The organism is Thermomonas sp. (assembly GCF_023953935.1).
Taxonomy (GTDB): Bacteria; Pseudomonadota; Gammaproteobacteria; order Xanthomonadales; family Xanthomonadaceae; genus Thermomonas.
Genome location: NZ_JAMLIW010000009.1, coordinates 88,658 through 114,138, shown reverse-complemented (window position 1 = coordinate 114,138; position 25,481 = coordinate 88,658). Strand labels below are relative to the sequence as shown.

Sequence of the window (25,481 nt, the reverse complement as noted above, 5' to 3'; positions counted from 1 at the left end):
GGTGCTTACAGAGCGGAAAGCGGCAACTTGAGCAAAGACCACAGCGGATCGAGCAGCGCGCCATAGGCCAGAGCCTGGGCGGTGGCAGCGCGCAGTGGCTGGCGCACCTGTGCCGCGCTGGCGGTGCGCACGCTGCGGGCGCCGGCGTGCGGAGACAGGCAGGCCGGGTCGAACGTCAGGCCGCAGTCCTCCAGCAAGGCGCGGATGCGCGGCTCCGGCGCGGCCAGCAGATCCTCAAGGCGGTGCAGGTGGATGTGGGCCGGATCGCGGCTGCGGTAGCTGTCCATGGCCTGCTCGCAGCGCTGCAGGTACAGCGCGATGTGTTCCATCGTATTGGCGAAGTGGGGCTGGCTGTAGAACTGCTGCTTGAAGCAGGACCATGCGGTCTCGCGCGGGTCGCGCCGGGTTTCGATGACGGTTGCACCGGGCAGCATGGCGCGCAGGATGCCGGCGTGCTTCCAGTTGTCCGGCTGCTTGTCGGTCATGCGCGGCCGCTGGCTGCGCCAGCGGACGGTGCGGGTGAGGTACTCCTGACCGAGCCGCTGCCAGTCGGCCGCACTGGCGCGCGGCACCCACTGCGGATAGGGCTGCTGGCGGCGCACCGACTCGCGCTGGATCACGATGCCCAGATCGGTCAGTTCGCTGCCCGCTTCGACCTCGGGATGGGACGCGAGGATTTGTTCGATCAGGGTCGAACCGGAACGCGGCAGGCCGACGATGAAGATGACTTCACGGCCAAGGCTCGGGTCGACCGGTGCGGGCAGCGCTGCGCTCGCCTGCAGCGATTGGGCAGCGAACGCCTCGAAGGCGTCCGGCCGCCACGGCGTCAGCCGTTCCTGCAGCGCGTTGGCGGCGGTGAAGGCGGCCAGCGCGGCGGCCAGGGCGCCGCGATCTTCCTCGGCCTTGCCCAGAGCGTGGCCCATCGCCACCCGGTCGGATGGCGCGGTCCCGGAGCGAGCCAACTGCGCGCGCAGGGTCAGGAGGTCGGCGTCGCCCAACGGCGTCGTCTTGATGTTCGACAGCCCGCGCCAGGCATCGCCGCTGGCCGGCTGCAGGCGCAGCGCTTCCCGATAGCTGCGCGCCGCGGCGTCGAAGCGCCCGGCGTGCGCGAGCGCGTCCCCCAGCAGCACCCGCGCCGGCAGCAGCTCCGGTGCCAGCAATACTGCGCGTTCCAATGCGTCGATGGCGCCCTGGGTGTCGCCGAGCTGCTGCAGGTTGCGGCCGAGGTTGAACCAGGGCAGCGGCTGGTCCGGGTCCAGCGCGCAGGCACGACGCCAGCTGGTCAGCGCCGACTCGAATTCACCGCAGGCGGCGCGGGCTGTGCCCAGGTCCGCGTGCAGGAGGGCATCCTCGGGCGCCAGCGCCAGCGCGCGCTCCAGGGTGGCGATGGCGCGCGGCGCGCGGCGTGTGTGCAACTCCACGAGCGCCAGGTAGCGCAGCGGCTCGGGATGGGTGGGCGCGCGCTGGCAGGCCTGCTTGAACAGCGCCTCGGCCTGGGCTGGCTTGCCGTCGCGCAGCGCCCGTGCGCCGATTTGCAAGGCCTCGGCGATATCTGCGGCCAGTCCTGCTGCGCGGGGATCGCGGTTCATCCGGGCTTGCTCCCGCGTTTGCTGCGCCAGGCGCGGATGCCGGGCAGGCAGGCGGCGTGGACGATGGCCAGCGCCAGCAGGGTTTCGATACCGGCTGGAACTCGCAGCGCTGGCTCGGCATACAGCAGCATCACCCCGTGGCTGAACCACAGCAGGGCCAGCACGGCGGCGGTGAAGCCGGCGCGCCGCCAACCGCCTGCGGCCGCGACCGCGAGCAGGGTCGGGGGCATGACGAACACCATCAAGGCCGCCACGAGGCGCGCATCGCGGGCGAACCAGAGGCCGTACAGGGCCGCCAGCGCGAGCAGTGCGGTGACGAGGTAGTGCTTCGGGTTCATTGGATGCGGCGGCGGGCGAGGGCGAAAGTTTCGCACGCGGGCCGCGGGTTTGTCCGCCGCTCGCGGGCGTGTCCGGCCACCGCGCGGTGGGTGCCGACGGCAACCTGTCAGGCTTGCTGTTAGGCTTGGGAGATGCCGCCTGCCGAGCTCGTCCGCCGCTGGAGCTGTCACCTGCGCGATCCTGCGCGGATCGGCAGTTTTTCCCGCTTCGTGCTGCGACGCTTCCTCGACGACCACCTGTTCGAGGCGGCCGGCGCCCTGTCCTACACGACCGCCTTTGCGCTGGTGCCGCTGACCATGGTGGCCTTCGGCATCCTGTCAGCCTTCCCGGTATTCGATGCCTGGAGCGACCGCCTCAGCGGCTACGTCTTCGCCAACTTCGTGCCGAGTTCCGCGCGTGCGGTGTCCGGCTATCTCACGGATTTTTCGGCCAACACCCGTTCGCTGACCACCGCCGGTGCGCTGGCCCTGATCATCTCGCTGCTGGTGGCGGTCAGCAGCGTGGAGGCGATCTTCAACCGGATCTGGCGGGTGCCGACCGCCCGCCCGAAGCTCGGTCGTTTCCTGATCTACTGGACGGTGTTGACGCTCGGCACCCTGGTGGCTGCGGCCAGCGTGGCGCTGTCGACCCGGTTCTTCGCTCTGGCGATCTTCGAAACCCTGCCCGGCCGCTGGCTGGAAGCGCTGATGCTGCGGCTGGCGCCGATGGGCATTGAATTGCTGGCCTTCGCGGCGCTGTTCAAGGTGGTCCCGCACCGCACCGTGTTCTGGCGGCACGCGCTGGGTGGCGCGCTGCTGGCGGTGCTGCTGTTCGAAGGCGTGAAGTCGGGGCTGGGCCTGTATCTGGGCAGCTTCGACGCCTACCAGAAGATCTACGGCGCGGTGGCGCTGGTGCCGATCGTGATGCTGTGGATCTATCTGAGCTGGGTGGCGGTGCTGCTCGGTGCTTCGTTTGCGGCCTCGACGTCGGCATTCCGCTACCAGCCGCGCGAGCTGCGCTTGCCGCATGGGCACGAGCTGTATGGCGTGCTGCGGATGCTGGGGCGCTTCCAGCAGGCGCGTGGCAAGGGCAGCGGCCTGGCCAGCGAGGACATCCAGGCGCTCGAACCCAGCCTGACCGATGACATGGTGCAGGCGCTGCTGGCGCGGCTGGCGTCGATCAACGTGCTGCAACGTGCCGAAAGCGGAGAATGGCTGCTGTCGCGCGACCTCGATGAGGTGCGGCTGGAGGAAATCTACGAGGCCGCGTTGCTGCGTGTACCGGTCGGCTGCGTGGTACCGCCGCACGCCGAGGATGCGCTGGGCATCGCGGTGATGAAGGCGATGGAGCAACTGCGCGCGCCGCTGCACGCCAGCTTGCACCAACCGGTGGCGAACATTTATCGGGAGTTGGAAGTCGAATGAATCGGCGTTGGGTACGGGTCCTGTGGCTGGCGGCTGCGCTGGCGCTGCTGGCCGCTTGCGGGCGCGAGGAGACGGGTGCGTCGGGCAACACCCAGATGCCGGCGTCCGCTGCCGCGGCGCGCGGTGAGCAAGCGCCGCCGGAGCATCCGACGCTGCGGGTCGAGACCCTGGACGGCAAGCCCTGGGACCTGGAACAGCAGCGCGGCAAATGGGTGCTGGTCAACTACTGGGCCACCTGGTGCGGGCCGTGCCTGCAGGAGATGCCGGAACTGTCGGCCGTGGCCGCGATGCGGCAATACATTTCGATCATCGGGTTGGCCTATGACGACACCGATCCGGACGAGATCCGCGCTTTCCTGCAGCAACATCCCGTCACCTATCCGATCGCCCGCGTCAGCATTTACGCACCGCCGGAGCACTTCGGCGTGCCGCGCACGCTGCCGACCAGCTGGCTGCTGGATCCGGATGGCCGGGTCGTGCGCAAGTATTCCGGGCAGGTGACCGCGCGCATGCTCGAAGACGACATCGCCGCCCGCGGCGGCCCCAAGGCGGGCTGAGATGGCGGCGGCGCGTTTCCTCGTCAGCGGTCGCGTGCAGGGCGTGGGTTTTCGCGCGGCCACCCGCGGGCAGGCGCGGTTGCTGGGCCTTGTCGGCCAGGCGATCAACCTGCCCGACGGCCGGGTTGAGGTGCGGGTGTGGGGACTGGCCGAGCGGGTGGACGCGCTGGAGCGCTGGCTGCACGTCGGGCCGGCGCTGGCGCGGGTGGATGCGGTGACCCGCCACGCCGAGGAAGGCGCTCCGGAGCAGGTCGAATTCGTCATCGACTGATGCTGCTCCGCGCGCCGATTGCGTGCCGGGGGGCGACGTGTGCCAGAATCCCCGGGACATCTGTTTCGGGACGGGGACGATGGCTGGTGGTTTTTTCGCCGAACTCAAGCGTCGCAACGTGCTGCGCGCCGCGGTGCTCTACATCGGCGCGGTGTGGGCGCTGGCGCAGGGCATTGCCCAGCTTGGCCCGGAGATCGGAGCGCCGGAGGGCGCGACCCGCTGGTTCCTGATCGCGGCCGGCGTCGGTTTCCCGCTGTGGCTGATGCTCTCGTGGCGCTACGAGCTGACCGGCAGCGGGCTCAAGCTGGAAAGCGAAATCACGACCGCCGACCTGGCCACGCGCAAGAGCCACAACCGGCGCACCGACCTCGTCATCATCGCGGTGCTGGCGGCGGCCGTGGTCCTGCTGCTCACCGATCGGGTGGTCGAACGCACCGAGCCGCAGGTCGCCGCGCCCGCGTCGGCCCTGCCTGTCGACAGCAATTCGATCGCCGTGCTGCCGTTCGACAGCGGCAGTGACGACGAGGGACAGCGGGCGTTTTCCGATGGGTTGTCCGAAGGCTTCATCATCGCGCTGGCCCAGATCAAGGGACTGCGGGTGATCAACCCGAAGTCCTCGTTCCAGTTTCGCGGCAGCGACGACGACGACCGCACGATCGCGGCCAAGCTTGGCGTCTCGCACCTGCTCGAGGGTACCGTACGCAGGATCGGCGATACCGTTCGCGTCAGCGCCACCCTGATCCGCGCCAGCGATGGCAGCACGCTGTGGGCGGACAGCTTCGATCGTCCCTACAAGGATCTGTTCGCGCTGCAGGATGCGATCACCGCACAGGTGGCCACTGCGCTGAAAGCGCAGCTGCTGCCCAAGCCGCAGGTGGCCGAACAGAATGATCGCCCGCCCAGCGGCAACCTCGAGGCCTATGACGCCTACGTGCAGGCGCGGCTGGTCGGGGCCACCGATGCGGTCAAGGCGCTGGAACTCTACAACCGTGCGATCACGCTGGATCCGGACTACGGTGTGGCCTACGCGTGGAAAGCGTTCACTCTGGTCGAAGCGGTGGCCGGCGGAGGCGTGGTGGGCAAGGATGCGGGAAAATTCCTGAGTGACGCCGATGCGGCTGTTGCGCAAGCGCTGCGCCTGGCGCCGAACCAGGCGGCGCCGCATCTGGCCCGCGGCTGGCTGCTGATCATCCTCGACTTCAACTGGAAGCAGGGCGAAGCCGAGCTGCGCAAGGCGGTGGAACTGGCGCCCGACGATGGCGATGCGCTCTACCAGCTGGGCGTTGTGCGCGCCGGCCAAGGCGATTTGAACCAGGCCATCGACCTGACCCGGCGTGCGCTCAAGATCAATCCGCTGGATGCGAACTGGTATCGCGGGCTGGCCGCCTACCTGATGCCGTCCGGCCGGCTGGATGAAGCGCGCCAAGCGGTCAACAAGGCGATCGAGCTGGAGCCGAAGGGCTTGTACAACCACTACCTGCTGGCGATGGTCGAAATCTTGCGCAAGGATGCGGTGGCGGCGCAAAAGGCCGCACAGGCCGAGCCCGAGGGTGCATGGCGCGAGTTCGCGCTGACCCTGGCGGCGCAGGTCGCTCCTGACCGGGCCGCGGCCGACGCGCGTCTGGCGGCCGCCATCCGCAGCTATCCGGAAGGCTGGGCGATGCAGATCGCGCAGGTTTACGCGGTGCGCGGCGAGCCCGACGCGATGTTCCAATGGCTGGACAAGGCCAGAGCGGCGCGCGACCCGGGGATGACGCTGCTGCACTACGACCCGCTGCTGCTGCGCTATCGCGACGATCCGCGCTACGCCGCGCTGGCGCGCAAGGTCGGGCTGCCGTGGCCGCCGGCGGCGAGCGCATCGACCGCCGCGACACCCGCCGTTTCAGGCGCTCCCGCGCCGCGGACCACCGGACCGGCCAGCCCCTGAATCCGGACGGCCTGCCGCGGCGTCAGGATTTCCGCTTCGGCGCCTTTTTCGACGCCTGTTTGAGGGCGGCGCGCGGCTTGGCGCTGCGACTGGCTGCGGTTTTTGTCGCCGTTCTGGAAGCGGGCTGCGGCGCGGCGGGCTGCATGCTGCGCACGACCTCCAACAGCGCGTGTTGCTGGCGTGCTTCGAGCCGGCGGTAGCAGGCCAGCAGTTCGTGTTCGCCACGGGTGCGGGCCGGGTCCAGCGCTGCGGCCAGTTCTCCCAGTAGCGCCCCCGCCGGGACTCCCAGCGTGCGCGCCAGCGCCTCGATCTGGTCGTAGCCTGGCAGTTTGTCGCCGCGCAGCCAGGCGTTGACGGTCTGGATTCCGGCCTTGGGAATGGCGGTGGCGATGTCGGTCACGCTCAGGCCACTGGCCTTGGCCAGACGTTGCAGGGTGGCGGCAAGCATCCTGGACACTCCCTCGGCGGACTGCGTCCGAGTGTAGGCCGCGCGCGGTGTGATCGCCAAGGGAGTTGACCGCCGTCGGCCCGGGTTCGGGTGCCGGTCGGTGCTTCAGCTGGTCCGCGCCAGTTCCGCCAGCGCTTCTGCCTGATGCTCCTGCTGCAGGCGTTCGATCAGTGCGGTGAGATCGCCTTCGAGGATGTTCGGCAAGTCGTACAGGGTCAGGCCGTCGACCCGATGGTCGGTGATCCGGCCCTGCGGGAAGTTGTAGGTGCGGATGCGCTGGCTGCGATCGCCGCTGCCCACCTGCAATTTCCGGTCGGCGGCGGTGGCCAGCGCGCGCCGTTCCAGCTCGGCTTCGGCCAGCATCGCGTGCAGGCGCTTCATCGCGGTTTCGCGGTTGGCGTGCTGGCTGCGCTCGGTCTGGGATTCCACCACCAGCCCGCTGGGCAGGTGGGTGATGCGGATGGCCGATTCGGTCTTGTTGACGTGCTGGCCGCCGGCGCCCGAGGACCGGAAGGTGTCGATCTTCAGGTCGGACGGGTTGATCGCGACATCGGTGCTTTCGGTTTCCAGCGCGAAGATGGCGACGGTGGCGGCCGAGGTGTGGATGCGCCCCTGCGCCTCGGTGACGGGCACGCGCTGCACGCGGTGGGTGCCGGATTCGTACTTCAGGCAGGCATAGGCGCCGCGGCCTTCGATGCGGGCGACGATCTCCTTGTAGCCGCCGTGCTCGCCGGGGTTGGCGGATTCGACTTCGACCCGCCAGCCGCGGCGTTCCGCGTAGCGGGAATACATCCGGAACAGGTCGCCGGCGAACAGCGCCGCCTCGTCGCCGCCGGTGCCGGCGCGCACTTCCAGGTACAGCCCGCCATCGTCGCGGGCGTCCCGGGGGACCAGTTGCGCCAGCAGTTCGCGTTCCAGCACAAGCAGCCGCGCTTGTGTCGAACGGATTTCCTCCTCGGCCAGTTCGCGCAGTTCCGGGTCGCCGCGCATCGCCTCGGCTGCCGCGAGGTCGGCGCGCGTGCGTGATTCGGCCGCCAGCGCGTCGGCCAGCGGCTGCAGTGCGGAAAATTCGCGTGACAGCTCGCGCAGGCGCTCGGGGTGGTTGCCCAGCCCCGGTTCGGCGAGCAGGCGCTCGAGCTCTTCGCGCCGCTCGCGCAGCGCTTCGAGTTTGCGGCGCAGGGAATCAAGCATGGGGCGATGGATCGACGGGCAGGCCCGGGTCTTGCGCGTTGTCGCTTGGTGGTGCGTGCAAGCCGGTGCCGGCGCTGGCCGGATCCGGGAACAGCTTTTCCGCCGCCCGCGCCAGCTCGGCATCGCCGTGCAGCGCGGCCTCGCGCAGGGCCACGGTTGGCGCGTGCAGCAGGCGGTTGGTGAGGGTATGCGCCAGCAGCTCCAGCGCCTGTTCGGCCGGCAAACCCGCGGCAAGCTGGCGGCGGGCCTTGGCCAGCGCTTCGGCACGGGCCGCTTCGCCGTGGGCGCGCAGGTGCAGCAAGGGTTGCTTGCGGCCGCTGGCCTGCAGTTGCTCGATGAAGCGTGCCGCGTGCAGGTCGATGATGACCTCGGCCTGTTCGGCAGCCTCGCGACGGCTGCGGCGGTTGTCCTCGATGACGTGCTCGAGATCGTCGATGGTGTACAGGAACACGTCGCGCAGATCGCCGATGCTGCTGTCGATGTCGCGCGGAACGGCCAGATCGAGCAGCAGCATGGGGCGATGGCGGCGCGCTTGCAGGGCGCGTTCCACCTGCGGGCGCTGCAGGATGGTGGCTCGACTGGCGGTGGCGGAGATCACCACGTCGGCCTCGGCAAGGTGGCGTTCCAGTTCGTCCAGCGGCAGCGCGAAGCCGCCATGGCGGCTGGCCAGTTCCTGCGCATGGGCCAGGGTGCGATTGGCGATCAGCAGGCGCTTGGCGCGGGCTTCGGCCACATGGCGGGCAGCCAGTTCGATGGTTTCGCCGGCACCGACCAGCAGCACCGTGGAGTCCTCCATCCGCGCGAAGTTGCGCTGGGCCAGATGCACGGCGGTGGAGGCCACCGACACCGGGTGGGCGCCGATCCGGGTATCGGTGCGGGCGTGCTTGGCGGTGGCGAAAGCCTGCTGGAACAGGCGATCGAGCGATCCGCCCAGCGCGCCGGCGGCGCGCGCGGCGGTCCAGGCCTGCTTGACCTGGCCGAGGATCTGCGGCTCGCCCAGCACCAGCGAATCCAGCCCGCTGGCGACCCGGAACAGGTGCCGCACCGCGTCGGCATCGCGGTGGCGATACAGGTAATTGCGCAGTTCCGGCCCGGGCGGGGCGCCAGTGGCCGGATGGGTCGCCAGCCAGTCGATCAGCGGAAGGTCGCTGCCATTGGCCTGCGCGTAGACCTCGGTGCGGTTGCAGGTGGACAGCAGCACCACCTCGCTGACCTCGGGCAGGGCGTGCAGCGAAGCCAGCGCGGGCGCCAGCGTTTCCGGCGTGAACGCCACCTTCTCGCGCAGGGAAACCGGCGCGGTTTGGTGGTTGATGCCGAGGAGATGCAGGCTCATGGATCGTGGAGGCGTGGCCGGTCGCGGGGTGGGCGCTGATCCGTGCGGGTGCGTGGGTTAAGCTGACAGTCCAACCGTGCATTGTAGCGTCGAACCCATGACTGTCCCGCAGCATCCCGGCTTGCGCCTGATTTCGCGGTTCGTCCTGCTGGCCGTCTGGCTGAGCTTGCTGGCCGCCTGTGCCCATGACGCGGGGCTGGCCAGGCCCGTTGCCGGGCCGGTCGTGGATCCGATGGAAGCCTCCATGGCCGGCGAGTTTGCGCTGCAGGGCGGGCAGCTTCCCGAGGCGGCGCGCCATTATCTCGACGCGGCGCGGGCCGCCGGCGATCCCGTGCTGGCCGAGCGTGCAACCCGCATCGCCCTGCTGGCCGACGCGGACAGCCTGGCGCGCCAGGCCTGGGACACCTGGCATGCGCTGGCCCCGCAGCCCACGCCCGACCAGCACATGCTGGCCGCCAGCCTGGCGCTGCGCGCGGGCCGATCGGCGGACGCCCGCCGCCAGCTGGGTGCCCTGTATGCCGATGGCAACTGGCAGATGGCGTTGGCGGCGCTGGCCGGTGCGGTCGGCAAGCAGCCCAAGCTGGTCGTCAGGCTGCTGGGGGACGCCATCGACGGCGGCGTGTTGCCGAACGATCTTGGGGCCTGGTTGGGCTATGGCGGTCTGGCCGAACGGCTCGACCAGCAGCCGCTGGTTGACCGGATCGTGGCGCAGGTCGTGACGCGGTTTCCCGACGATCCGCGGGTGGCGTTGCTGCGGGCGCAGCTGCTGCGCCAGTCCGGGAAGCTCGATGAGGCGCGCAAGGTGCTGGCGGCGCTGGATGAGCCGGCGCGGCTGGTGCCGAACCTGCGCTGGGCGCTGGCCGGCGAGTACGACGCGCTGGGCGACCCGGCCAAGGCGGCGGAGGTTCTGGCCCGTGGGGAACAGGACGAATCCAGCTATGCCCAGCGCGCGCTCCTGCTTGACAAGGCCGGCGACACGGCGGGGCTGGGCGCGCTGTACGCGGAGCTCAAGCGCGGCGCGACCAATCCCAACCCGCTGCGGCGGCTCCTGCTGGGCCAGATTGCAGAACTGCTCAAGCACTACGACGAGGCGCTGTCCTGGTACGCCAGCGTGCCGGGCGAGCGCCTGCAGTCGCAGGTGCGTCTGCGCCGCGCCAATGTCCTGCATGCAAAGGGGGACAAGGAGGCAGCCTATGCGGCGCTGCATGCCATCGAGGCGGACGCCGCGCTGGACGACGACGCGCGCCGCAATGGCTACCAGCTGGAAGCCGACCTGCGCCACAAGGACAAGGACGTGCCCGGTGAACGCGAGGCCTTCGCCCGCGCGCTGGCCGCGTTCCCGGACAACCTCGATCTCCTCTACGCGCGCGCGATCATGTGGGAACGGCAGGACGAGATCGCCAAGGCCGAGGCCGACTTCCGCCGCATCCTCGTGATCGAACCGGACAACGTCGCCACCCTCAACGCGCTGGGCTACACCCTGGCCGATCGCACCACCCGTTATCGCGAGGCGCTCGAGCTGATCGACCGCGCGCGGGTGGCCGACCCCGGCAACGCCGCGATCACCGACAGCTATGGCTGGGTGTTGTTCAAGCTTGGTCGCAGGACCGAGGCGCTCGACTACCTGCGCCGCGCCTACGCGCTGCAGAAGGATCCGGACATCGCCAGCCACCTGGCGCAGGTGCTGTGGGTCCTGGGCGACAAGGACGAGGCGCGCCGTTATTTCGATGAGGCGCGCAAGCTCGATCCCGAGAATCGATCGCTGCTGCGCGCGCTGCAGGAAACCGGTGCGTGAGCAAGCCGCTCGCACTCGCATTGGCCGCGCTCCTGATGGCCGGTTGCCGCACGCTGCCGACGGCGCCAGCTGCCGTCGGCACCGCAGCGGATGCGGCGGCCTTGCAGCAGGCCCGCGCGGCGGCGCTCGGGTTGGCCAATGGCGACTGCACCGCACCGCGCTGGGGCCTGAGCGGGCGGGTGGCGCTGTCCAACGGTCGCGACGGCGGCAGCGGGCGCATCCTCTGGTCGCAGGGCGCCGGCGTGCTGCATCTGGAACTGTCGGCGCCGATTAGCCGCCAGAGTTGGACACTGGATGTCGATGCCGCTGGCGCACGCTTGCAGGGCGCTTCCGGCGCCGCGCTGGGCGGCCCGGACGCGGCTGATTTGGTGCGCAACAGCACCGGCTGGGATGTGCCCATCGCGGCGCTGGGCTGCTGGCTGCGGGCGGTGGCCGCTGCACCGGGCACGTTCGGGCCGGCGCAGATCGAATTCGGCAATGACGGCCTGCCGCGACGCATCCTGCAAGGCGGATGGACGATCGAATACGAAGGCCGGCAAGCGGACCCTGGCAGCGGCCAAGTCATGCCGGCGCGGGTGTTCGCCAGCCGCGGCGCGGACCACGTGCGGCTGGCGGTGGAGCGCTGGACGGCGGAATGAGCGCGTTTGCCGCCGCCGACGGCTGGAGCGCCTGGCCGGCACCGGCCAAGCTCAACCTGTTCCTGCGCATCAGCGGGCGGCGGATCGATGGCTACCATGAACTGCAGACCGTGTTCCGGTTGCTGGACTGGGGCGACACCGTGCATCTGCGCCCGCGTGAAGATGGCCACATCCTGCGCGTCGGTCGTCCGGTCTCCGGGGTCGCTGAGGCGGAGGATTTGACGGTCCGGGCGGCGAAATTGCTGCAAACGTCGTCCAGCACGCAGTTAGGAGCGGAGATTGCCGTCGAAAAACGCATTCCGATGGGCGGCGGCTTCGGCGGCGGATCTTCGGATGCGGCCACCGTTCTGGTTGCGCTGGACAGGCTTTGGGGCCTGGGCCTGGACGAAGAACGGCTGGCGGCATTGGGCCAAACCCTCGGGGCCGACGTGCCGGTGTTCGTGCGGGGCCGCAATGCCTGGGCCGAGGGCATCGGCGAGCGGCTGTATGCGCTGGAGCTGGCACCAGCCTGGTACCTGCTGGCCAGCCCCGGCGTTCATGCCGGAACCGCTGAATTGTTCCAGGCCGCTGATTTGACGCGCGATGCGCCGCCCGCGACAATAGCCAGCTTTCTTTCCGGAGCCGAGCTCGGCAATGCGTTCGAGCCGGTGCTGCGGCATCGTGAACCGGCCGTCGAGGCCCTGTTCGCGGCGCTTTCAGGCATCGGCCGGCCGCGTTTGACGGGTTCGGGCAGCGGCTGCTTCGTGGAATTTGCCGATCGGCAATCCGCGCAGCAGGCGCTGGCGGCGCTGCCGGCGGGCATCAACGCCCGGCTGGCGCGCGGCGCGGACAGGTCGCCATTGCTGGATGCAGTGGCGCAATACACCACAGGGGCGTCGCCAAGCGGTTAAGGCACCAGGTTTTGATCCTGGCATGCGCAGGTTCGAATCCTGCCGCCCCTGCCAGTTTGTTGGTGATTCGTGATTGGTGATTGGTGATTCGCAAAAGCTGCTCTGGCTCTTTCCAATCACGAATCACCAATCACGAATCACTAATCCCGAATCACTAATCCCGAATCACTAATCCCGAATCACCGTCATGCAAGACAGCCCCAATCTGCTGGTGTTCTCCGGCAACGCCAATCGGCCACTGGCCGAATCGGTGTGCCATGAGCTGGGCGTGCGCCCGGGCAAGGCGTTGGTCAGCCGGTTCTCTGACGGCGAGGTGCAGGTCGAGATCGAGGAGAGCGTGCGCCGGCAGGAGGTCTACGTCATCCAGCCCACCAGCGCGCCGACCGCCGAGAATTTCATGGAACTGCTGGTGCTGATCGACGCGCTCAAGCGCGCTTCGGCGGCCAGCGTGACGGCGGTGGTGCCGTACTTCGGCTACGCCCGTCAGGACCGCCGCCCGCGCTCCTCGCGGGTGCCGATCACCGCCAAGGTGGCGGCCAAGATGTTCAGCGCGGTGGACACCGACCGGGTGCTGACGGTGGACCTGCACGCCGACCAGATCCAGGGTTTCTTCGACATCCCGGTCGACAACGTCTATGCCTCGCCGCTGCTGTTGGCCGACATCTGGCGCGTGCACGGCACCGAAGGGGTGATCGTGGTCTCTCCCGACGTCGGCGGCGTGGTGCGCGCGCGCGCGATCGCCAAACGCCTCGATGATGCGGAGCTGGCCATCATCGACAAGCGCCGCCCGCGCGCCAACGTTGCCACCGTGATGAACATCATCGGTGACGTCGAAGGCAAGACCTGCGTGCTGGTCGATGACATCGTCGATACCGCCGGCACCCTGTGCGCCGCCGCCAACGCGCTGAAGGAGCGCGGCGCGCGCAAGGTGGTGGCCTACTGCGTGCACCCGGTGCTGTCGGGCGCGGCGCTGGACAACCTGGGCAAGTCGTCACTGGATGAGCTGGTGGTCACCGACACCATCCGCCTGTCCGCTGCCGCGCTGGCCTGCGGCAAGATCCGTCAACTCAGCGTCGCCGAGCTGCTGGCCGAAACCATCCGCCGGATGGCCTTCGGCGAGTCGGTCAGCTCTTTGTACGTCGACTGAAAGTCGACGTGCACGTGATTGGTGATTGGTGATTGGTGATTGGTGATTGGTGATTGGTGATTGGTGATTGGTGATTGGTGATTGGTGATTGGTGATTGGTGATTCGCAAAAGCTGCTCTGGCTCTTTCCAATCACGAATCACGAATCACGAATCACGTTTCCACCCCACTCACCTGGTCGCGGGTGAGTGTTTTCTCCGCCGCGAGGCGGTTCCATTGCAACAAGAGTGAGTCAATACCATGTCACAACACGTCATCAAGGCTTCCGGCCGCAACGTCGAGGGGAAGGGTGCGAGCCGCCGCCTGCGCCGTGCGGCCCAGCTTCCGGCCATCGTTTACGGCGGCAAGTCCGCTCCGCAGCCGATCCAGATCGAGCATGAGCAGATCTGGCTGGCCAGCCAGCAGGAGTGGTTCTACGCTTCGCTGCTGGACCTGGACATCGACGGCAAGGTCGAGCAGGTGCTCCTGCGCGACATGCAGCGCCATCCCTACAAGCAGCTGATCATGCATCTGGATTTCCAGCGCGTGGACGCCAACGAGGCCCTGCGCACCAAGGTGCAGCTGCGGTTCCTGAACCAGGAGAAGTCGCCGGCGGGCAAGACCGGTGGCGTGGTCATCATGCACGAGCTGACCGAAGTCGAAATCAGCTGCTTGCCCAAGGACCTGCCGGATGCGATCACGGTCGATCTGTCGGAGCTGGCCGTGGGCGGCGTGGTCCACCTGTCCAAGCTGAAGCTGCCGGCAGGTGTCGAAATTCCCGCGCTCAAGCTCGGCAAGGAATACGACGTCGCCGTGGTCGTGGCCAAGCATGCCAAGGAAGAGGCGGCTGAAGACACCGCGGCGCCGGCGGCCGCCGAAGTGCCGGCCACCAAGGCGGCCAAGAAGGACGACGCGAAGTAATCCCGCGGCGCCGGCCCGGCCCGGGCCCGGCCTCCGGCATGGCGCGCTCGCGTGCGCCATCGCCGGGACGGGCGCGCGCCAGGCTTGCGTGCGGAGTCACGTCGGATGGCAGGACTGCGCTTGATCGTCGGCCTCGGCAACCCCGGGCCGGAACACCTCAGGTCCCGGCACAACGCCGGGTTCTGGTTCATCGATGCGCTGGCCTTGCGCCTGGGCGTGGGCTTCACCGCCGAAGGCAAACTGTTCGGCGCGGTCGCGCAAGCGACCATCGACGACCAGCCGGTGCGGCTGCTCAAGCCGATGACCTTCATGAACCTGTCCGGCAAGTCGATCACCGCCGCGCTGCGGTTCTGGAAGATCGAGCCGGAAGAAATGCTGATCGCCCACGACGACCTCGACCTGCCGCCGGGCGCGGCCCGGCTCAAGTTCGACGGTGGACACGGCGGCCAGAACGGCCTGCGCGACACCATTCGCCTGTTGGGGCATGGGCGCTTCCATCGGCTGCGGATCGGCATCGGCCATCCCGGACCGGGACGGCAGGAGCTGGTGGTGCCCTGGGTGCTCGGACGCCCCAGCGGCAGCGACGAGGCCGCGATGCTGGAAGCCATCAGTGCCGCCGAGGACGTGCTGCCACTGGCGGTGGCAGGCAACTTCCCGGAGGCGATGAAGCGCTTGCACACGCGGGCGTGATTGGTGATTGGTGATTGGTGATTCGCGAGAGCCTACATCCAATCACGAATCACGAATCACCAATCACGGTTCTATCCAATCACCAATCACGGGCTTCCCATGGGCATCAAATGCGGCATCGTCGGGCTGCCGAACGTCGGCAAGTCCACGCTCTTCAACGCGCTGACCAAGGCCGGCATCGCGGCGGCCAACTTCCCCTTTTGCACGATCGAGCCGAACGTCGGCGTGGTGCCGGTGCCGGATCTGCGCCTGAACGCGTTGGCCGAGATCGTCAAGCCGCAGAAGGTGGTGCCGACGGCGGTCGAGTTCGTCGACATCGCCGGGCTGGTCGCGGGCGCCGCCAGCGGCGAGGGCCTGGGCAACAAGTTCCTCTCGCACATCCGCGAGGTCGATGCGATCTGCCACGTGGTGCGCTGCTTCGAGCATCCCGACGTGATCCACGTCGCCAACCGGGTCGATCCGATCGCCGACATCGAGACCATCGACACCGAATTGGCCCTGGCCGATCTCGACAGCGTGGCCAAGGCGATTGCGCGCGTCGAGCGCGTCGCCAAGAGTGGCGACAAGGACGCCAAGGCGCGGCTCACCGTCCTGCACGCGCTGCAGGCGGTGCTCGATCAGGGCAAGCCGGCGCGCATGGCCGAGCTCGACGACGAGGGTCGCGAAGCGATCCGCGACCTGTTCCTGCTCACTCTCAAGCCGGTGATGTACGTCGCCAACGTGCTCGAAGACGGCTTCGAGGGCAACCCGCACCTCGACGCCGTGCGCGCTCGCGCCCAGGCCGAAGGCGCGCAGGTGGTGCCGGTATGCGCCGCGATCGAGGAAGAATTGAGCCAGATGGACGAGGCCGACCGGGATGTCTTCCTCGCCGACATGGGGCTGGGCGAGCCTGGCCTGAACCGGGTGATCCGCGCCGCCTACACCCTGCTCGGGCTGCAAACCTATTTCACCGCCGGCGTGAAGGAAGTGCGCGCCTGGACGGTCAGGGCCGGTTCCACCGCGCCGCAGGCCGCCGCCGTGATCCATACCGATTTCGAGAAGGGCTTCATCCGCGCCGAAACGATCGGCTACGACGACTACATCAAGTATCGAGGCGAAGCCGGTGCCCGCGACGCCGGCCGCTTGCGGCTCGAGGGCAAGGAATACCGGGTGCAGGAAGGGGATGTCCTGCATTTCCGCTTCAACGTCTGATCGGTGGCGTGGTACTCGCCCGCGTGCCGCTCCGTCGATCAGGGGAATTTCGCGCTGGACTTTGCGCCGAACCGTGTCGCCGAACCGTGTCGCCGAACCGTGTCGCCGAACCGTGTCGCCGAACCGTGTCGCCGAACCGTGTCGCCGAACCGTGTCGCCGAACCGTGTCATGACGTAATGGCGTTCCGCTGCTGCACTTTCGCCCGCTCTCGGAGAGTGGCCTCCCTTCGCAACCGAAGGGGCTTGCGTCAACACACTTGGCCCACCGGCCATGGCGTCCGCAGTGTCCGCGCCCGGCAAGACCAATGACGACGCCACCTCCGTTCTGGCCGCGGATGCGTCTTGGTCGAACGTCCAATCTCCGGCCCGCTACTTTGTTGGCGCCGGATCCAGGATCGGGTTTTGATGCCTCCCATCCTGCCCCTGGAGCCGGCATCACTTGCAGACTCCAGGGGCACCTTTCCTTGCATCTAGAAGCCGTCAACACCCCTTGCGATCAAGCACGCTTGCGGCCGTTGAACATGGCGCGCACGAGGTTCTCGCGATGGCGCAGACTGCTGAAGACGACGCCGGCAACGTGGAGGCCAACCAACACCAGCGTGCCGTTGGCAAACGCCTCATGCAGATCCTCGACCCGTTCGCTGCCCCAATACAGATCGCTGAGCAGCCAGCCGGTCGTTCCAGTGCCAATCAACATCAACAGCAAGGCCAGAATCATTACGGCCCCCGCCGGGTTGTGGCCCAGATGGCGCGCCTCACGACGCGCCACCAGATCCTTCAGGTAGGCCACCAGCTTGCCCGGGGTCGGAACGAAGCTGGAAAAGCGCGCGTGATGTGTACCAAACACGCCCCACAGCAGCCGAAACGCCACCAGCCCGAGTACGCCATAGCCCAGCGCTTGATGCACTGTGCCACCGTCATCACCGAGCATGTAAGCGGAAAAGAACGCCGCAACCAGCGTCCAGTGGAAGATCCGCACCAGCGGATCCCAAACCGGCACGGTTCCGCCCGCGTCCGTGCCAGTGATCACGGCGGCCGGCTTCATTTCTTGCCTGCCTGACCAACGACACCGGCCGTGGCGGGATTGACGAAGTATTCGACCTTGTTGCCGTCCTTGTCCCGGGTATAGACCTCGTAGCAAGTGCCGTGGGCTTTGACTTTGCCGACGGTGAAACCGCGTGCTTCGAACCGGGCCCGGACTTCGGATGTGCTCAGCCACTCGGACTGCGGCTTGTTGGTGCAATCGCCGTCATAGGTCGATGCCTGCGAAGCCAGCGGAATGGCGCAAAGCGCCAGGGCCAACGCGGAATGGAGGGGGGAAGTGCGCATGATGAATCCTCTTGTTGTCTGCAACGGAACCGGCTGCGACCGGTATGCCCGACGGGCATGGGCGCACCTTGCCGCAGATGGCTGAAGCGACTCTTAAGGCACTTCAGACTTTCGTCACCTGCAGCGCGGCGAAGCGATCAGACCCGCTTAAGCTGCCAATGCGAGAATCTGCGGGATCGTTGACAAGGACACGGGCCATGCGACTGTTGCTGGTTGAAGACGACCCCATCCTCGGCAACGGGGTTGAGGCCGGGCTCAAACAAGCGGGCTTCACCGTGGACTGGACGCAAGACGGCAAGAGCGCCCAGCTGGCGCTGGAAACCACACAGTACGAGCTGGTCGTGCTCGACCTCGGGCTGCCGCGGCTGCCCGGCATGGATCTCCTGCGCTGGCTGCGAGCTCGTGGCAGCGACCTGCCGGTGTTGGTGTTGACCGCGCGCGATGCCATTCCGGATCGCATCCACGGCCTCGAGGCCGGTGCCGACGACTACCTCGTGAAGCCCTTCGCCCTCGGCGAGCTGGTGGCCCGCATTCGTGCCCTGCTGCGTCGTGCCCACGGCCGCAGCGTGGACAGCATTCGCTACGGCAACCTCGAGCTGATTCCGGACAGCCTGAGCGTTCAGCGCGGCACGGACACCATCGCGCTGTCGCGGCGCGAATGCGCCATCCTCACCCACCTGCTGGAACATCGCGGCACCGCGATTTCACGCGCCCGTCTCGAGGAAAACCTGTATGGCTGGGATGAAGAAGTGGAAAGCAACGCGGTCGAGGTCCACATCCACAATCTGCGTCGCAAGTTGGGTGCAGGCTTGATCCGCACCATCCGCGGAGTCGGCTATCTGATTCCGAGAGAGCCGGCATGAAAACGTTTTCCGTCCGCCGCCGCCTGCTGGTCATGCTGCTGGGAAGCCTGGCCTTGGTCTGGATCGTCATGCTTGGCTTCGGCTACCAGAAGGCGCATGAGGAAATCCACGAGCTGTCCGATGCACGCTTGCAACAGGCCGCACGCACCCTGCTGGTACTGGACCTCAAACGTCTGACGCGCCTGGCGCAAGCGGATGAAAACCGCACCGAGGACGATCCGAACAATGTTCCTGATGAACAAGAAGCGCCACCGCTGGCGTTTCAGGCCTGGGGCAGTGATGGCCGGCTGCTGCTCGACAGCGTCAATGCGCCGGATGCACCCTACACCACGACCGAAGGCTACGCCACGCGCCGAATCGATGGCAAGGATTGGCGCAGCTACAGCGTGCAAGATCACAAACATGATTATCGGGTGACCGTGCTGGAACCCCTGTCCATCCGCGATCATCCGGCCCGCGAGCTGGCCGGGCGCATGGGGCAGGTTCTGTTGATCGCCCTGCCGCTGCTGGCGCTGCTGGTCTGGATCAGCATCCACCAGGGCTTCGCGCCGCTAGCGCGGATGTCCACGGCAATCGCCGCACGCGATGCCGGCAATCTTGAGCCACTTCAGCTTGAACGCGTACCGCAAGAGGCTGCTGCCTTGGTGCGCGCGCTCAATGCCCTGCTGGCACGGCTGGCGCGCTCACTCGATCAGGAGCGCGCGTTCACCGCCGACGCCGCCCACGAATTGCGTACTCCGCTGGCCGCCATCAAGGTGCAGGCGGAGGTGGCGCTGGCTGCGCAGGACGAGACAACCCGCCGGCAGGCGATCGGCCAGGTGATTGCCGGAGTCGATCGCGCGACCCATCTCGCACAACAATTGCTGCTGCTCGCCCGGCTCGAACACACCGCGCTTCCGGTACGGCAATCCGTCGATCTCGGGCAGCTCGCCGCCTCGGCCATCGCCAGGCGCGCCGACGAAGCGCTGGCCAAAGGCATTGAATGCGAGTTGGTCGCCGGATCCGATTGCATCCTGCCGGGTGATCCGGACATGCTCACCATCCTGATCGACAATTTGCTCGACAACGCCATCAAGTACGGCGGTCAAGGGGGGCACGTCGCGATCCGCGTCCTTCGTGAAGGCGGTGCGCTGCATCTGGTGGTCGAAGACGACGGTGACGGGGTGGCGAACACGGCGCTCGACCGCCTGCGCGACCGCTTCTTCCGCGTCGAGGGCCAACCCTCCCCCGGCAGCGGGCTGGGTCTGTCGATCGTGGAAAAAATCGCCCGGGCGCATGATGGATGCGTCGAACTTGGCAGCGGAATGGCCGGGCGTGGACTGGGCGTTCGGGTGCGCTTCGGCGGCTGAGGGTCCCATTCAACCAAACGACCACCATCACTCCGCCGACAGACTCTGGTAGATCTCTTCTTCCTGCGCGAAATGCAGGCGCAACACGGTATCCAGCGCGTACAGCAGGCGCTGCAGTTCGCGCCGTGTTGCCACATCCTCCGGATGCGCGGCCAGACGTGCAACGCCAGCGGCAAACAACCGATGCAAGCGGAAAATCTCGCGATGGGAATGGCTCATCGCCGCCAGCGGATCGTCGCCACCCAGCATGTCGGCAATCACCGGATACAGCTCGCGGTCATCGGCGCTCTCGTGCGGCAACAGCTCCTCGCGCAGGTGCGTGTCCAGGTCAACCAGCACGGGCGGCACCTCGGCAGACGGCATTTCCGGAAGGCGGGCAATGACCGTACCCAGATGGTCGAGCACAGGCGCCAACCGCTGGTGATCGGCGCGCAGCCGGGCAACGTCTTCCGGCGCCATCCGATAGCGGAAAATCCGCAATGGCCGGACGCGCAACACCCGCAGCGCATTGACGATCACCGCGACGTCGATCGCTTCCTGCAGCAGCGCGCCGTACAGCGGCGGCAGGAAGCCGACCGCGGCAGCCAGCATTGCCAGCAAGGACATCCCCATCCCGGCCAGCACGCTCTGCATGGCGATCTGGCGCGTGCGCCGGGCGATGACCAGCGCTTCGGCCAGCCGATCGAGGCGGTCGGCGAGAAGCACGATGTCGGCCGCTTCGGCCGAGGCGGTTGCGCCGCGCACGCCCATGGCCACACCAACCGTCGCCGCCGCCAGCGCCGGCGCATCGTTGACGCCATCCCCCACCATCACCGTCGGTCCGGTGACGCTGGCCTGCTGGATCGCATCGAGTTTTTCCGCCGGGCTGCGCTCGGCCAATACTGCATCGACACCGATTCCGACAGCCACCGTCTCGGCCACCTCCTGACGATCGCCGGTCAGCATCACGATCCGCTGGATGCCGGCGCGACGCAGCAGCCGCAGCGCACGCGGGGTTTCCACTCGGATCTGGTCGGCCAGCAGCAAAGCGCCCGCATAGTGGCCGTCAATGGCAGCCAGCACGACAGCCGTGCCGTCGGCATTGGTGCGTTCGAGCAATTCAGCCACCGAAGACGGCAGATCGACATGCCGGGAAACGTAATCGTGCGCCCCGATCACGAGCCAACGTCCATCGACTTTCCCTTGCACACCGGAACCGGGGACCTCACTCACGTCGGACACCGACCCAAGCGTGATCGCACGCGCCTGTGCGGCAGTTACCACCGCCTTGGCAATGACGTGGTGTGAGAACTGCTCCAATGAGGCCACCAGACCGAGCAAGGCATCGTCATCCACGACGCCGGCGTTGCCGATGCCGATCAGCTGTGCCTGGCCACCGGTCAGCGTGCCGGTCTTGTCGAAGAACAGCGTCCGCGCCGCGGCCAGCGCCTCCAGCGCGCCACCGCCCTTGACCAGAATCCCGCGCTGCGCGCAGCGCGAGATCGCCGAGACCACGGCCACCGGCACCGCCAGAATGAGCGGACACGGCGTCGCCACGACCACCACCGCCAGCGCCCGCAGCGGATCGCCGCTGATCGCCCAGGCCATCCCGGCCAGACCCAACGCCAGCGGCACGAACCACAGGGCGTAGCGATCGGCAAGACGGGCGGAAGGCGCTTTCGTGCGCTGGGCGGCTGCCACCAGCCGGACGATCTGTGAATACGCGCTGTCCGCAGGCCGTGCGGTGGCCTCCATGTCGAATGCGTCACCGGCGTTGACGCAGCCGCTGCGCAGCGTCGCGCCGCGCAAATGCGTCACCGGCAGGGGTTCTCCGGTCAATGTCGATTCGTCCAGCACCGCGCGTTCGGCCAGCACGGTGCCGTCGGTAGCGAGGATTTCGCCATGCCGAACCAGGATGCGATCGCCGCCCCGGATTTCCTCCAGCGGCACGTCCACCAGCACCCCGTCGCGATAGCAGCGGGCACTGCGCGGTGCACGTTCCAGCAGCGCCGCCATTTCGCGTCCGGCGCGCCGCTCGGCAAAGCTCTCGAGCAGATGCCCGCTGGCCAGCATCACCGCAATGACCGCCGCAGTGAGCTCTTGTTGCAGCAACAGCGCACCGCCAATCGACACCAAGGCCAGCACATCCACCCCGGCCTCGCGGCGTCGCAATGCGGCGATCATCCCGAGCAGGAGCACGACGACCGCCGGCACGCTGCCGGCCAGCCATGCCCACTGCGCTTGCGTGCGCCAGCCCGTCAGCCACAGGACCGCACCCGTCAGCAATCCGACCACGCAGGCGATGAAGATCCACAGATCGATCCGCCAGCGATAGTTCATGGCATTGCCCGCCGCCCGCCGACGGCTTCCGGCATGGCAAACCCCGACCCACCCGCGCCGTCGTGCATGTCTCGCTTCACCCATGCGGCCCTGTCCGCAGCAGAGCATCGCATGTCGGCGACCCGCCTGCGCAGGAGCGCGCGCGCCGCCATCGGTGCTGGCCTCGATGCGCCATTGGTGGTTCAATAACACCCTGAAGCGGGGGTGCCCGGCGTGGCCGGGCTGAGAGAGACCCTTGGAACCTGATCCGGTTTGCACCGGCGTAGGGAGCTTGATCGAGGCAAGTCGCCACGCCGTGGCCGGCTGCCTGCCGTCGCTTCGCCCATCCTCCACTGGCGATGCGAACGTGAACTCCCGGCTGTCCCCGCGCTTGACCCCGCTGCTGCTTGCCCTGCTCCCCCTCCTGGCCAATGCGCAGTCGCACGATCCTGCCGTGGCGCAGGACAAAATCACCGTGCTGCCCGGCGTCGAGGTGACGGCGCAACGCGAAGCAACGCCGCGCAAGGATGGGCTCGATGCCTGGGGCAAGGCCACGCTGCACGACACCCCGGCCGCCGTGACCGTGGTCGGCCGTGAGCGCATCGAGGCCCGCCAGATCCGCAGCCTGAGCGAGCTGGGGCACGCGGACGCCGCGCTCGGTGACAACTACGCGCCGGTCGGCTACTACCAGAACCTCTCGATCCGCGGCTACGCGCTGGATCTGGGCACCGGCTACCGGAACAACAACCTCGCCATGACCGGCGAGCAACCGATCGCGCTGGAAGACAAGCAGCAGGTCGAAATCCTCAAGGGATTGGCGGGGCTGACGGCGGGCGTGATGGAACCGGGCGGCGTGATCAACTTCGTCAGCAAGCGGCCGGCGGACGTGCGCACGCTGACCCTGGGCGCGGACTCGCGCGGCTCGCTGTACGCGGCGCTGGACGCGGGAAGCTGGCTGACGCCGCGCTTCGGGCTGCGCGCCAATCTCGCTTGGGAAAGCCTGCATTCCTTCGTCCAGCACGCCAATGGTCGCCGCAGCTTCGGCGCGCTGGCGATGGACTGGAATCCGACCGATCGCACTTCACTGCAACTGGACATCAGCCATCAGGACAGCGCCCAGCGCTCGGCCTCCGGCTACATGCTGCTGGGTGGCACCCGTTTCCCCGAACGCGTCGATCGTTCGCAGATGCTCGGCTATCAGCCCTGGCAACAGCCGGTCGCGATCCGGGCCACCAATGCCAGCGTGCGGCTGCAACACGCTTTCAACGCCGATTGGACGCTGCGGCTGGCGCTGGGCCGCAGCCGCAGCGTGATCGACGACCGCGTCGCCTTCGCCTACGGCTGCTGGTACGTCGCCGCCTGCGCGGCCGGCAGCCCGCCCAACTATTTCGCGCCGGACGGCAGCTACGACGTCTACGACTACCGCAATCCCGGCGACACCCGCACCGGCGACGAAGCGCGGGCCACGCTGGAAGGGCGCTTCACGACCGGCAGCATCGGCCACGCTCTGACGATCGGCGTCAACGCGTTCCATCGCGGCATCAACCGCCACTGGCACGTCAACGATTACATCGGCACCGCCAACATCAATGACCCGCTGCCGCCCGTGTTCAACCCCTCGCCCAAGCAGATCGGCCCGCGCGTGCAACGCCTGAACAGCTGGCAGCGCGCGCTGTTCGCGCTGGATCGGCTCAGCTTCGGGCCGCACTGGCAGCTGCTGCTCGGCGCCCGCCACGTGCGCCTGAGCGAGCAGGCGCGCAGCAAGAAGAACGTGCTCGAACGCGACACCCACTTGTCGCGCACGCTGCCGCAGGTGGCGCTGCTGTGGCGGCCCGATGACGCCCTCACCGTCTACGCCAGCTACGGTGAAGGCTTGTCGCTGGGCTTGCAGGCACCGTCGTGGACCAGCAACGACGGCGATTCGCTCGGGCCGCGGCTGTCGCGCCAGATCGAGGCCGGACTCAAGTACCGCTGGACGCCACAACTGGATTTCGAAGCTGCGCTCTACCGCATCCACCAGCCCTACCAGTACGCGCAACCGGACACCTCCTGGGCCGGCTTCACCTTCGTCGAGCGCGGCGAGGAAGTACACACCGGGCTGGAAGTATCGGCGTACGGCCGTCTGACCGACGCCACCGGCGTCCATGCCAGCCTCGCCGCCGTGCGCGCCCGCGCGCAGGGCACCGGCACCACCGCCTTTGATGGCCACCAGGTCGTGAACGTGCCGCGTCTGCGCGCCACGATCCAGGTCGACCATCGGCTGGCCGCCCTGCCCGGGCTGACCGTGCAGGGCGGCTGGCGCTACGCTTCGGCCAACCCGGCCACGCCCGACGGCGCGCTGCGGGCGCCGGCCTACGGCGTGTTCAACGCGGGACTGCGCTACGACGGCAACTGGGGCGAACGCGCCTTCAGCGCCCAGCTCGGCGTGGACAACCTGTTCAACCGCTTCTACTGGCGCGACACCGGCAGCTCGCAGGGCGACAACTACCTGTTCCCGGGCGCGCCGCGCCTGCTGCGTCTGACCCTGCGCGTGCCGCTGTGAACCTGCCCCTGCACGAGATCATCGCCGCCACGCTCAGCGCCACCAGCGTCTGGCTGGGCACCCGCCGCAGCCCCTGGTGCTATCCGGCCGGGCTGGTCTCGGTCAGCGTCTACATCTGGGTCTATTTCGGCGCCCGGCTGTATTCGGAAGTGCTGCTGCAGTGCATCTGGATCGGCATGCTGGTGCTGGGCTGGTGGCGCTGGCGCCAGCATCTGGATCGCAGCGGCCATGTCCGCGTGGCGCGGCTGCGGGGCAACGCCGCCGCGATCCATCTGGCCATCGGCATCAGCTGCGGACTGGCGCTGGGCTACCTGATGGCCACCCACACCCCGGCCGCCCTGCCTTGGCTCGATGCCATGCTCACCACCCTGAGCCTGGTCGCGCAGTTCTGGCAGAACCGCCGCCACGCCGCCACCTGGTGGCTGTGGATCGTGCTGGATCTGGTCTACATCGGCATGTTCATCAACAAGCACCTGTTCGTCACCGCCGTGCTGTACGCGGGCTTCGTGGTGCTGGCCGCCAAGGGCCTGCGCGACTGGCGCCGCGCGGCGCAGCAGGCGCATGTGGAAGCAGCCTCGGGCCCCGCCGCCGGGAGTGCGCCGCCGGACTGAGCGCGATCGAATTGTGCGCCGGACGGCCATGGCCTCGCGCAGACAGGCTCGCGAATCCTCGCAATCGGATGTGTCAGAATCGGCGCGTCCATCCCGCCTTCGGCGAGCCAATCGCCCAGGAGCTACGCATGCGCGGCACTTGCCTGCTCGCAACCGGTCTCTTGATGCTGTTGCTGGGCGC

Annotated in this window: 23 protein-coding genes, 1 tRNA gene and 2 riboswitches; of the genes, 16 read left to right on the top strand and 8 right to left on the bottom strand. The window is 68.1% G+C overall.

Translation table 11 applies throughout. The annotated features are described in order from the left end of the window. Positions 1–5: 5 nt before the first annotated feature. The gene (locus M9902_RS10755; protein WP_297222902.1) at positions 6–1,589 is read right to left on the bottom strand and encodes a tetratricopeptide repeat-containing sulfotransferase family protein; all 1,584 of its coding nucleotides are present in this window, start codon (positions 1,587–1,589) and stop codon (positions 6–8) included. Continuing rightward, positions 1,586–1,927, bottom strand: coding sequence for a DUF2069 domain-containing protein (locus M9902_RS10750; protein WP_297175608.1), 342 nt, complete (start codon positions 1,925–1,927; stop codon positions 1,586–1,588). The genes M9902_RS10755 and M9902_RS10750 overlap by 4 nt, the downstream gene beginning before the upstream one ends. A gap of 132 nt (positions 1,928–2,059) precedes the next feature. Here M9902_RS10750 and M9902_RS10745 point away from each other — a divergent pair, with 132 nt between their 5' ends. The 4 genes from M9902_RS10745 to M9902_RS10730 all read left to right on the top strand — a co-directional run bounded on the left by M9902_RS10745 (position 2,060) and on the right by M9902_RS10730 (position 6,086). Continuing rightward, positions 2,060–3,331, top strand: a complete 1,272-nt coding sequence (locus tag M9902_RS10745) for a YihY family inner membrane protein (protein ID WP_297175607.1) — start codon at positions 2,060–2,062, stop codon at positions 3,329–3,331. After that, positions 3,328–3,888 (top strand): TlpA disulfide reductase family protein, encoded by a 561-nt coding sequence (locus M9902_RS10740; RefSeq protein WP_297222900.1) that lies wholly within the window; start codon positions 3,328–3,330, stop codon positions 3,886–3,888. The genes M9902_RS10745 and M9902_RS10740 overlap by 4 nt, the downstream gene beginning before the upstream one ends. 1 nt (position 3,889) lies before the next feature. Continuing rightward, complete coding sequence (locus tag M9902_RS10735) at positions 3,890–4,159, top strand: acylphosphatase (RefSeq protein ID WP_297222898.1); 270 nt, start codon at positions 3,890–3,892, stop codon at positions 4,157–4,159. A 79-nt stretch (positions 4,160–4,238) separates the two neighbouring features. Then, complete coding sequence (locus M9902_RS10730; protein WP_297222897.1) at positions 4,239–6,086, top strand: tetratricopeptide repeat protein; 1,848 nt, start codon at positions 4,239–4,241, stop codon at positions 6,084–6,086. A gap of 22 nt (positions 6,087–6,108) precedes the next feature. Here the strand turns inward: M9902_RS10730 and M9902_RS10725 are convergent, their stop codons facing one another. From M9902_RS10725 to hemA, 3 genes are all read right to left on the bottom strand, one after another. After that, positions 6,109–6,534 (bottom strand): helix-turn-helix transcriptional regulator, encoded by a 426-nt coding sequence (locus tag M9902_RS10725; RefSeq protein ID WP_297222895.1) that lies wholly within the window; start codon positions 6,532–6,534, stop codon positions 6,109–6,111. A gap of 105 nt (positions 6,535–6,639) precedes the next feature. Beyond that, positions 6,640–7,725 (bottom strand): peptide chain release factor 1, encoded by a 1,086-nt coding sequence (gene prfA / locus M9902_RS10720; protein WP_297222893.1) that lies wholly within the window; start codon positions 7,723–7,725, stop codon positions 6,640–6,642. After that, a complete protein-coding gene (gene hemA, locus M9902_RS10715; protein ID WP_297222891.1) occupies positions 7,718–9,058 on the bottom strand; it encodes a glutamyl-tRNA reductase in 1,341 nt (446 codons plus the stop codon). Before hemA ends, prfA begins: the two co-directional genes overlap by 8 nt. A gap of 97 nt (positions 9,059–9,155) precedes the next feature. On the opposite strand from hemA, the gene M9902_RS10710 reads away from it, so the two are divergent. The 8 genes from M9902_RS10710 to ychF all read left to right on the top strand — a co-directional run bounded on the left by M9902_RS10710 (position 9,156) and on the right by ychF (position 16,308). Beyond that, on the top strand, positions 9,156–10,853 hold the full coding sequence (locus M9902_RS10710; RefSeq protein ID WP_297175591.1) for a tetratricopeptide repeat protein: 1,698 nt from the start codon (positions 9,156–9,158) through the stop codon (positions 10,851–10,853). Continuing rightward, a complete protein-coding gene (locus M9902_RS10705) occupies positions 10,850–11,491 on the top strand; it encodes an outer membrane lipoprotein LolB (protein WP_297175589.1) in 642 nt (213 codons plus the stop codon). The genes M9902_RS10710 and M9902_RS10705 overlap by 4 nt, the downstream gene beginning before the upstream one ends. Next, entirely contained in the window at positions 11,488–12,381 is an 894-nt protein-coding gene (ispE, locus tag M9902_RS10700) for a 4-(cytidine 5'-diphospho)-2-C-methyl-D-erythritol kinase (RefSeq protein ID WP_297175588.1), read from the top strand. Before M9902_RS10705 ends, ispE begins: the two co-directional genes overlap by 4 nt. Continuing rightward, a tRNA-Gln gene (locus tag M9902_RS10695) sits at positions 12,360–12,435 on the top strand. Before ispE ends, M9902_RS10695 begins: the two co-directional genes overlap by 22 nt. A gap of 133 nt (positions 12,436–12,568) precedes the next feature. Further along, a complete protein-coding gene (locus M9902_RS10690; RefSeq protein WP_297175586.1) occupies positions 12,569–13,528 on the top strand; it encodes a ribose-phosphate diphosphokinase in 960 nt (319 codons plus the stop codon). A 239-nt stretch (positions 13,529–13,767) separates the two neighbouring features. After that, the gene (locus tag M9902_RS10685) at positions 13,768–14,427 is read left to right on the top strand and encodes a 50S ribosomal protein L25/general stress protein Ctc (protein WP_297175584.1); all 660 of its coding nucleotides are present in this window, start codon (positions 13,768–13,770) and stop codon (positions 14,425–14,427) included. 105 nt (positions 14,428–14,532) lie between these two features. Further along, entirely contained in the window at positions 14,533–15,117 is a 585-nt protein-coding gene (pth, locus tag M9902_RS10680; RefSeq protein WP_297222887.1) for an aminoacyl-tRNA hydrolase, read from the top strand. A gap of 99 nt (positions 15,118–15,216) precedes the next feature. Beyond that, positions 15,217–16,308, top strand: a complete 1,092-nt coding sequence (gene ychF, locus M9902_RS10675; RefSeq protein WP_297175580.1) for a redox-regulated ATPase YchF — start codon at positions 15,217–15,219, stop codon at positions 16,306–16,308. A gap of 206 nt (positions 16,309–16,514) precedes the next feature. Next, a riboswitch (yybP-ykoY riboswitch) is annotated at positions 16,515–16,682 on the top strand. Between the two features lie 122 nt (positions 16,683–16,804). Here ychF and M9902_RS10670 read toward each other — a convergent pair. Both M9902_RS10670 and M9902_RS10665 read right to left on the bottom strand, forming a co-directional pair. After that, positions 16,805–17,353, bottom strand: a complete 549-nt coding sequence (locus M9902_RS10670; protein WP_297222884.1) for a cytochrome b/b6 domain-containing protein — start codon at positions 17,351–17,353, stop codon at positions 16,805–16,807. Continuing rightward, positions 17,350–17,637: a PepSY domain-containing protein gene (locus tag M9902_RS10665; protein WP_297175576.1), complete on the bottom strand. Its 288-nt coding sequence runs from the start codon at positions 17,635–17,637 to the stop codon at positions 17,350–17,352. The genes M9902_RS10670 and M9902_RS10665 overlap by 4 nt, the downstream gene beginning before the upstream one ends. Before the next feature lie 197 nt (positions 17,638–17,834). On the opposite strand from M9902_RS10665, the gene M9902_RS10660 reads away from it, so the two are divergent. Further along, positions 17,835–18,500 carry a response regulator gene (locus M9902_RS10660; protein ID WP_297222882.1) on the top strand — a complete coding sequence of 222 codons (666 nt, stop codon included), beginning with the start codon at positions 17,835–17,837 and terminating at the stop codon, positions 18,498–18,500. Next, entirely contained in the window at positions 18,497–19,849 is a 1,353-nt protein-coding gene (locus tag M9902_RS10655; protein ID WP_297175572.1) for an ATP-binding protein, read from the top strand. Before M9902_RS10660 ends, M9902_RS10655 begins: the two co-directional genes overlap by 4 nt. A gap of 27 nt (positions 19,850–19,876) precedes the next feature. Here M9902_RS10655 and M9902_RS10650 read toward each other — a convergent pair whose 3' ends face one another. Further along, on the bottom strand, positions 19,877–22,168 hold the full coding sequence (locus tag M9902_RS10650; RefSeq protein WP_297222880.1) for a heavy metal translocating P-type ATPase: 2,292 nt from the start codon (positions 22,166–22,168) through the stop codon (positions 19,877–19,879). A 190-nt stretch (positions 22,169–22,358) separates the two neighbouring features. Then, positions 22,359–22,454, top strand: a riboswitch (TPP riboswitch). Between the two features lie 60 nt (positions 22,455–22,514). Here M9902_RS10650 and M9902_RS10645 point away from each other — a divergent pair. Together M9902_RS10645 and pnuC are read left to right on the top strand one after the other, a co-directional pair. Next, positions 22,515–24,689 (top strand): TonB-dependent siderophore receptor, encoded by a 2,175-nt coding sequence (locus M9902_RS10645; protein WP_297222878.1) that lies wholly within the window; start codon positions 22,515–22,517, stop codon positions 24,687–24,689. Next, positions 24,686–25,300 (top strand): nicotinamide riboside transporter PnuC, encoded by a 615-nt coding sequence (gene pnuC, locus M9902_RS10640; protein WP_343231884.1) that lies wholly within the window; start codon positions 24,686–24,688, stop codon positions 25,298–25,300. Before M9902_RS10645 ends, pnuC begins: the two co-directional genes overlap by 4 nt. Positions 25,301–25,481: the final 181 nt, after the last annotated feature.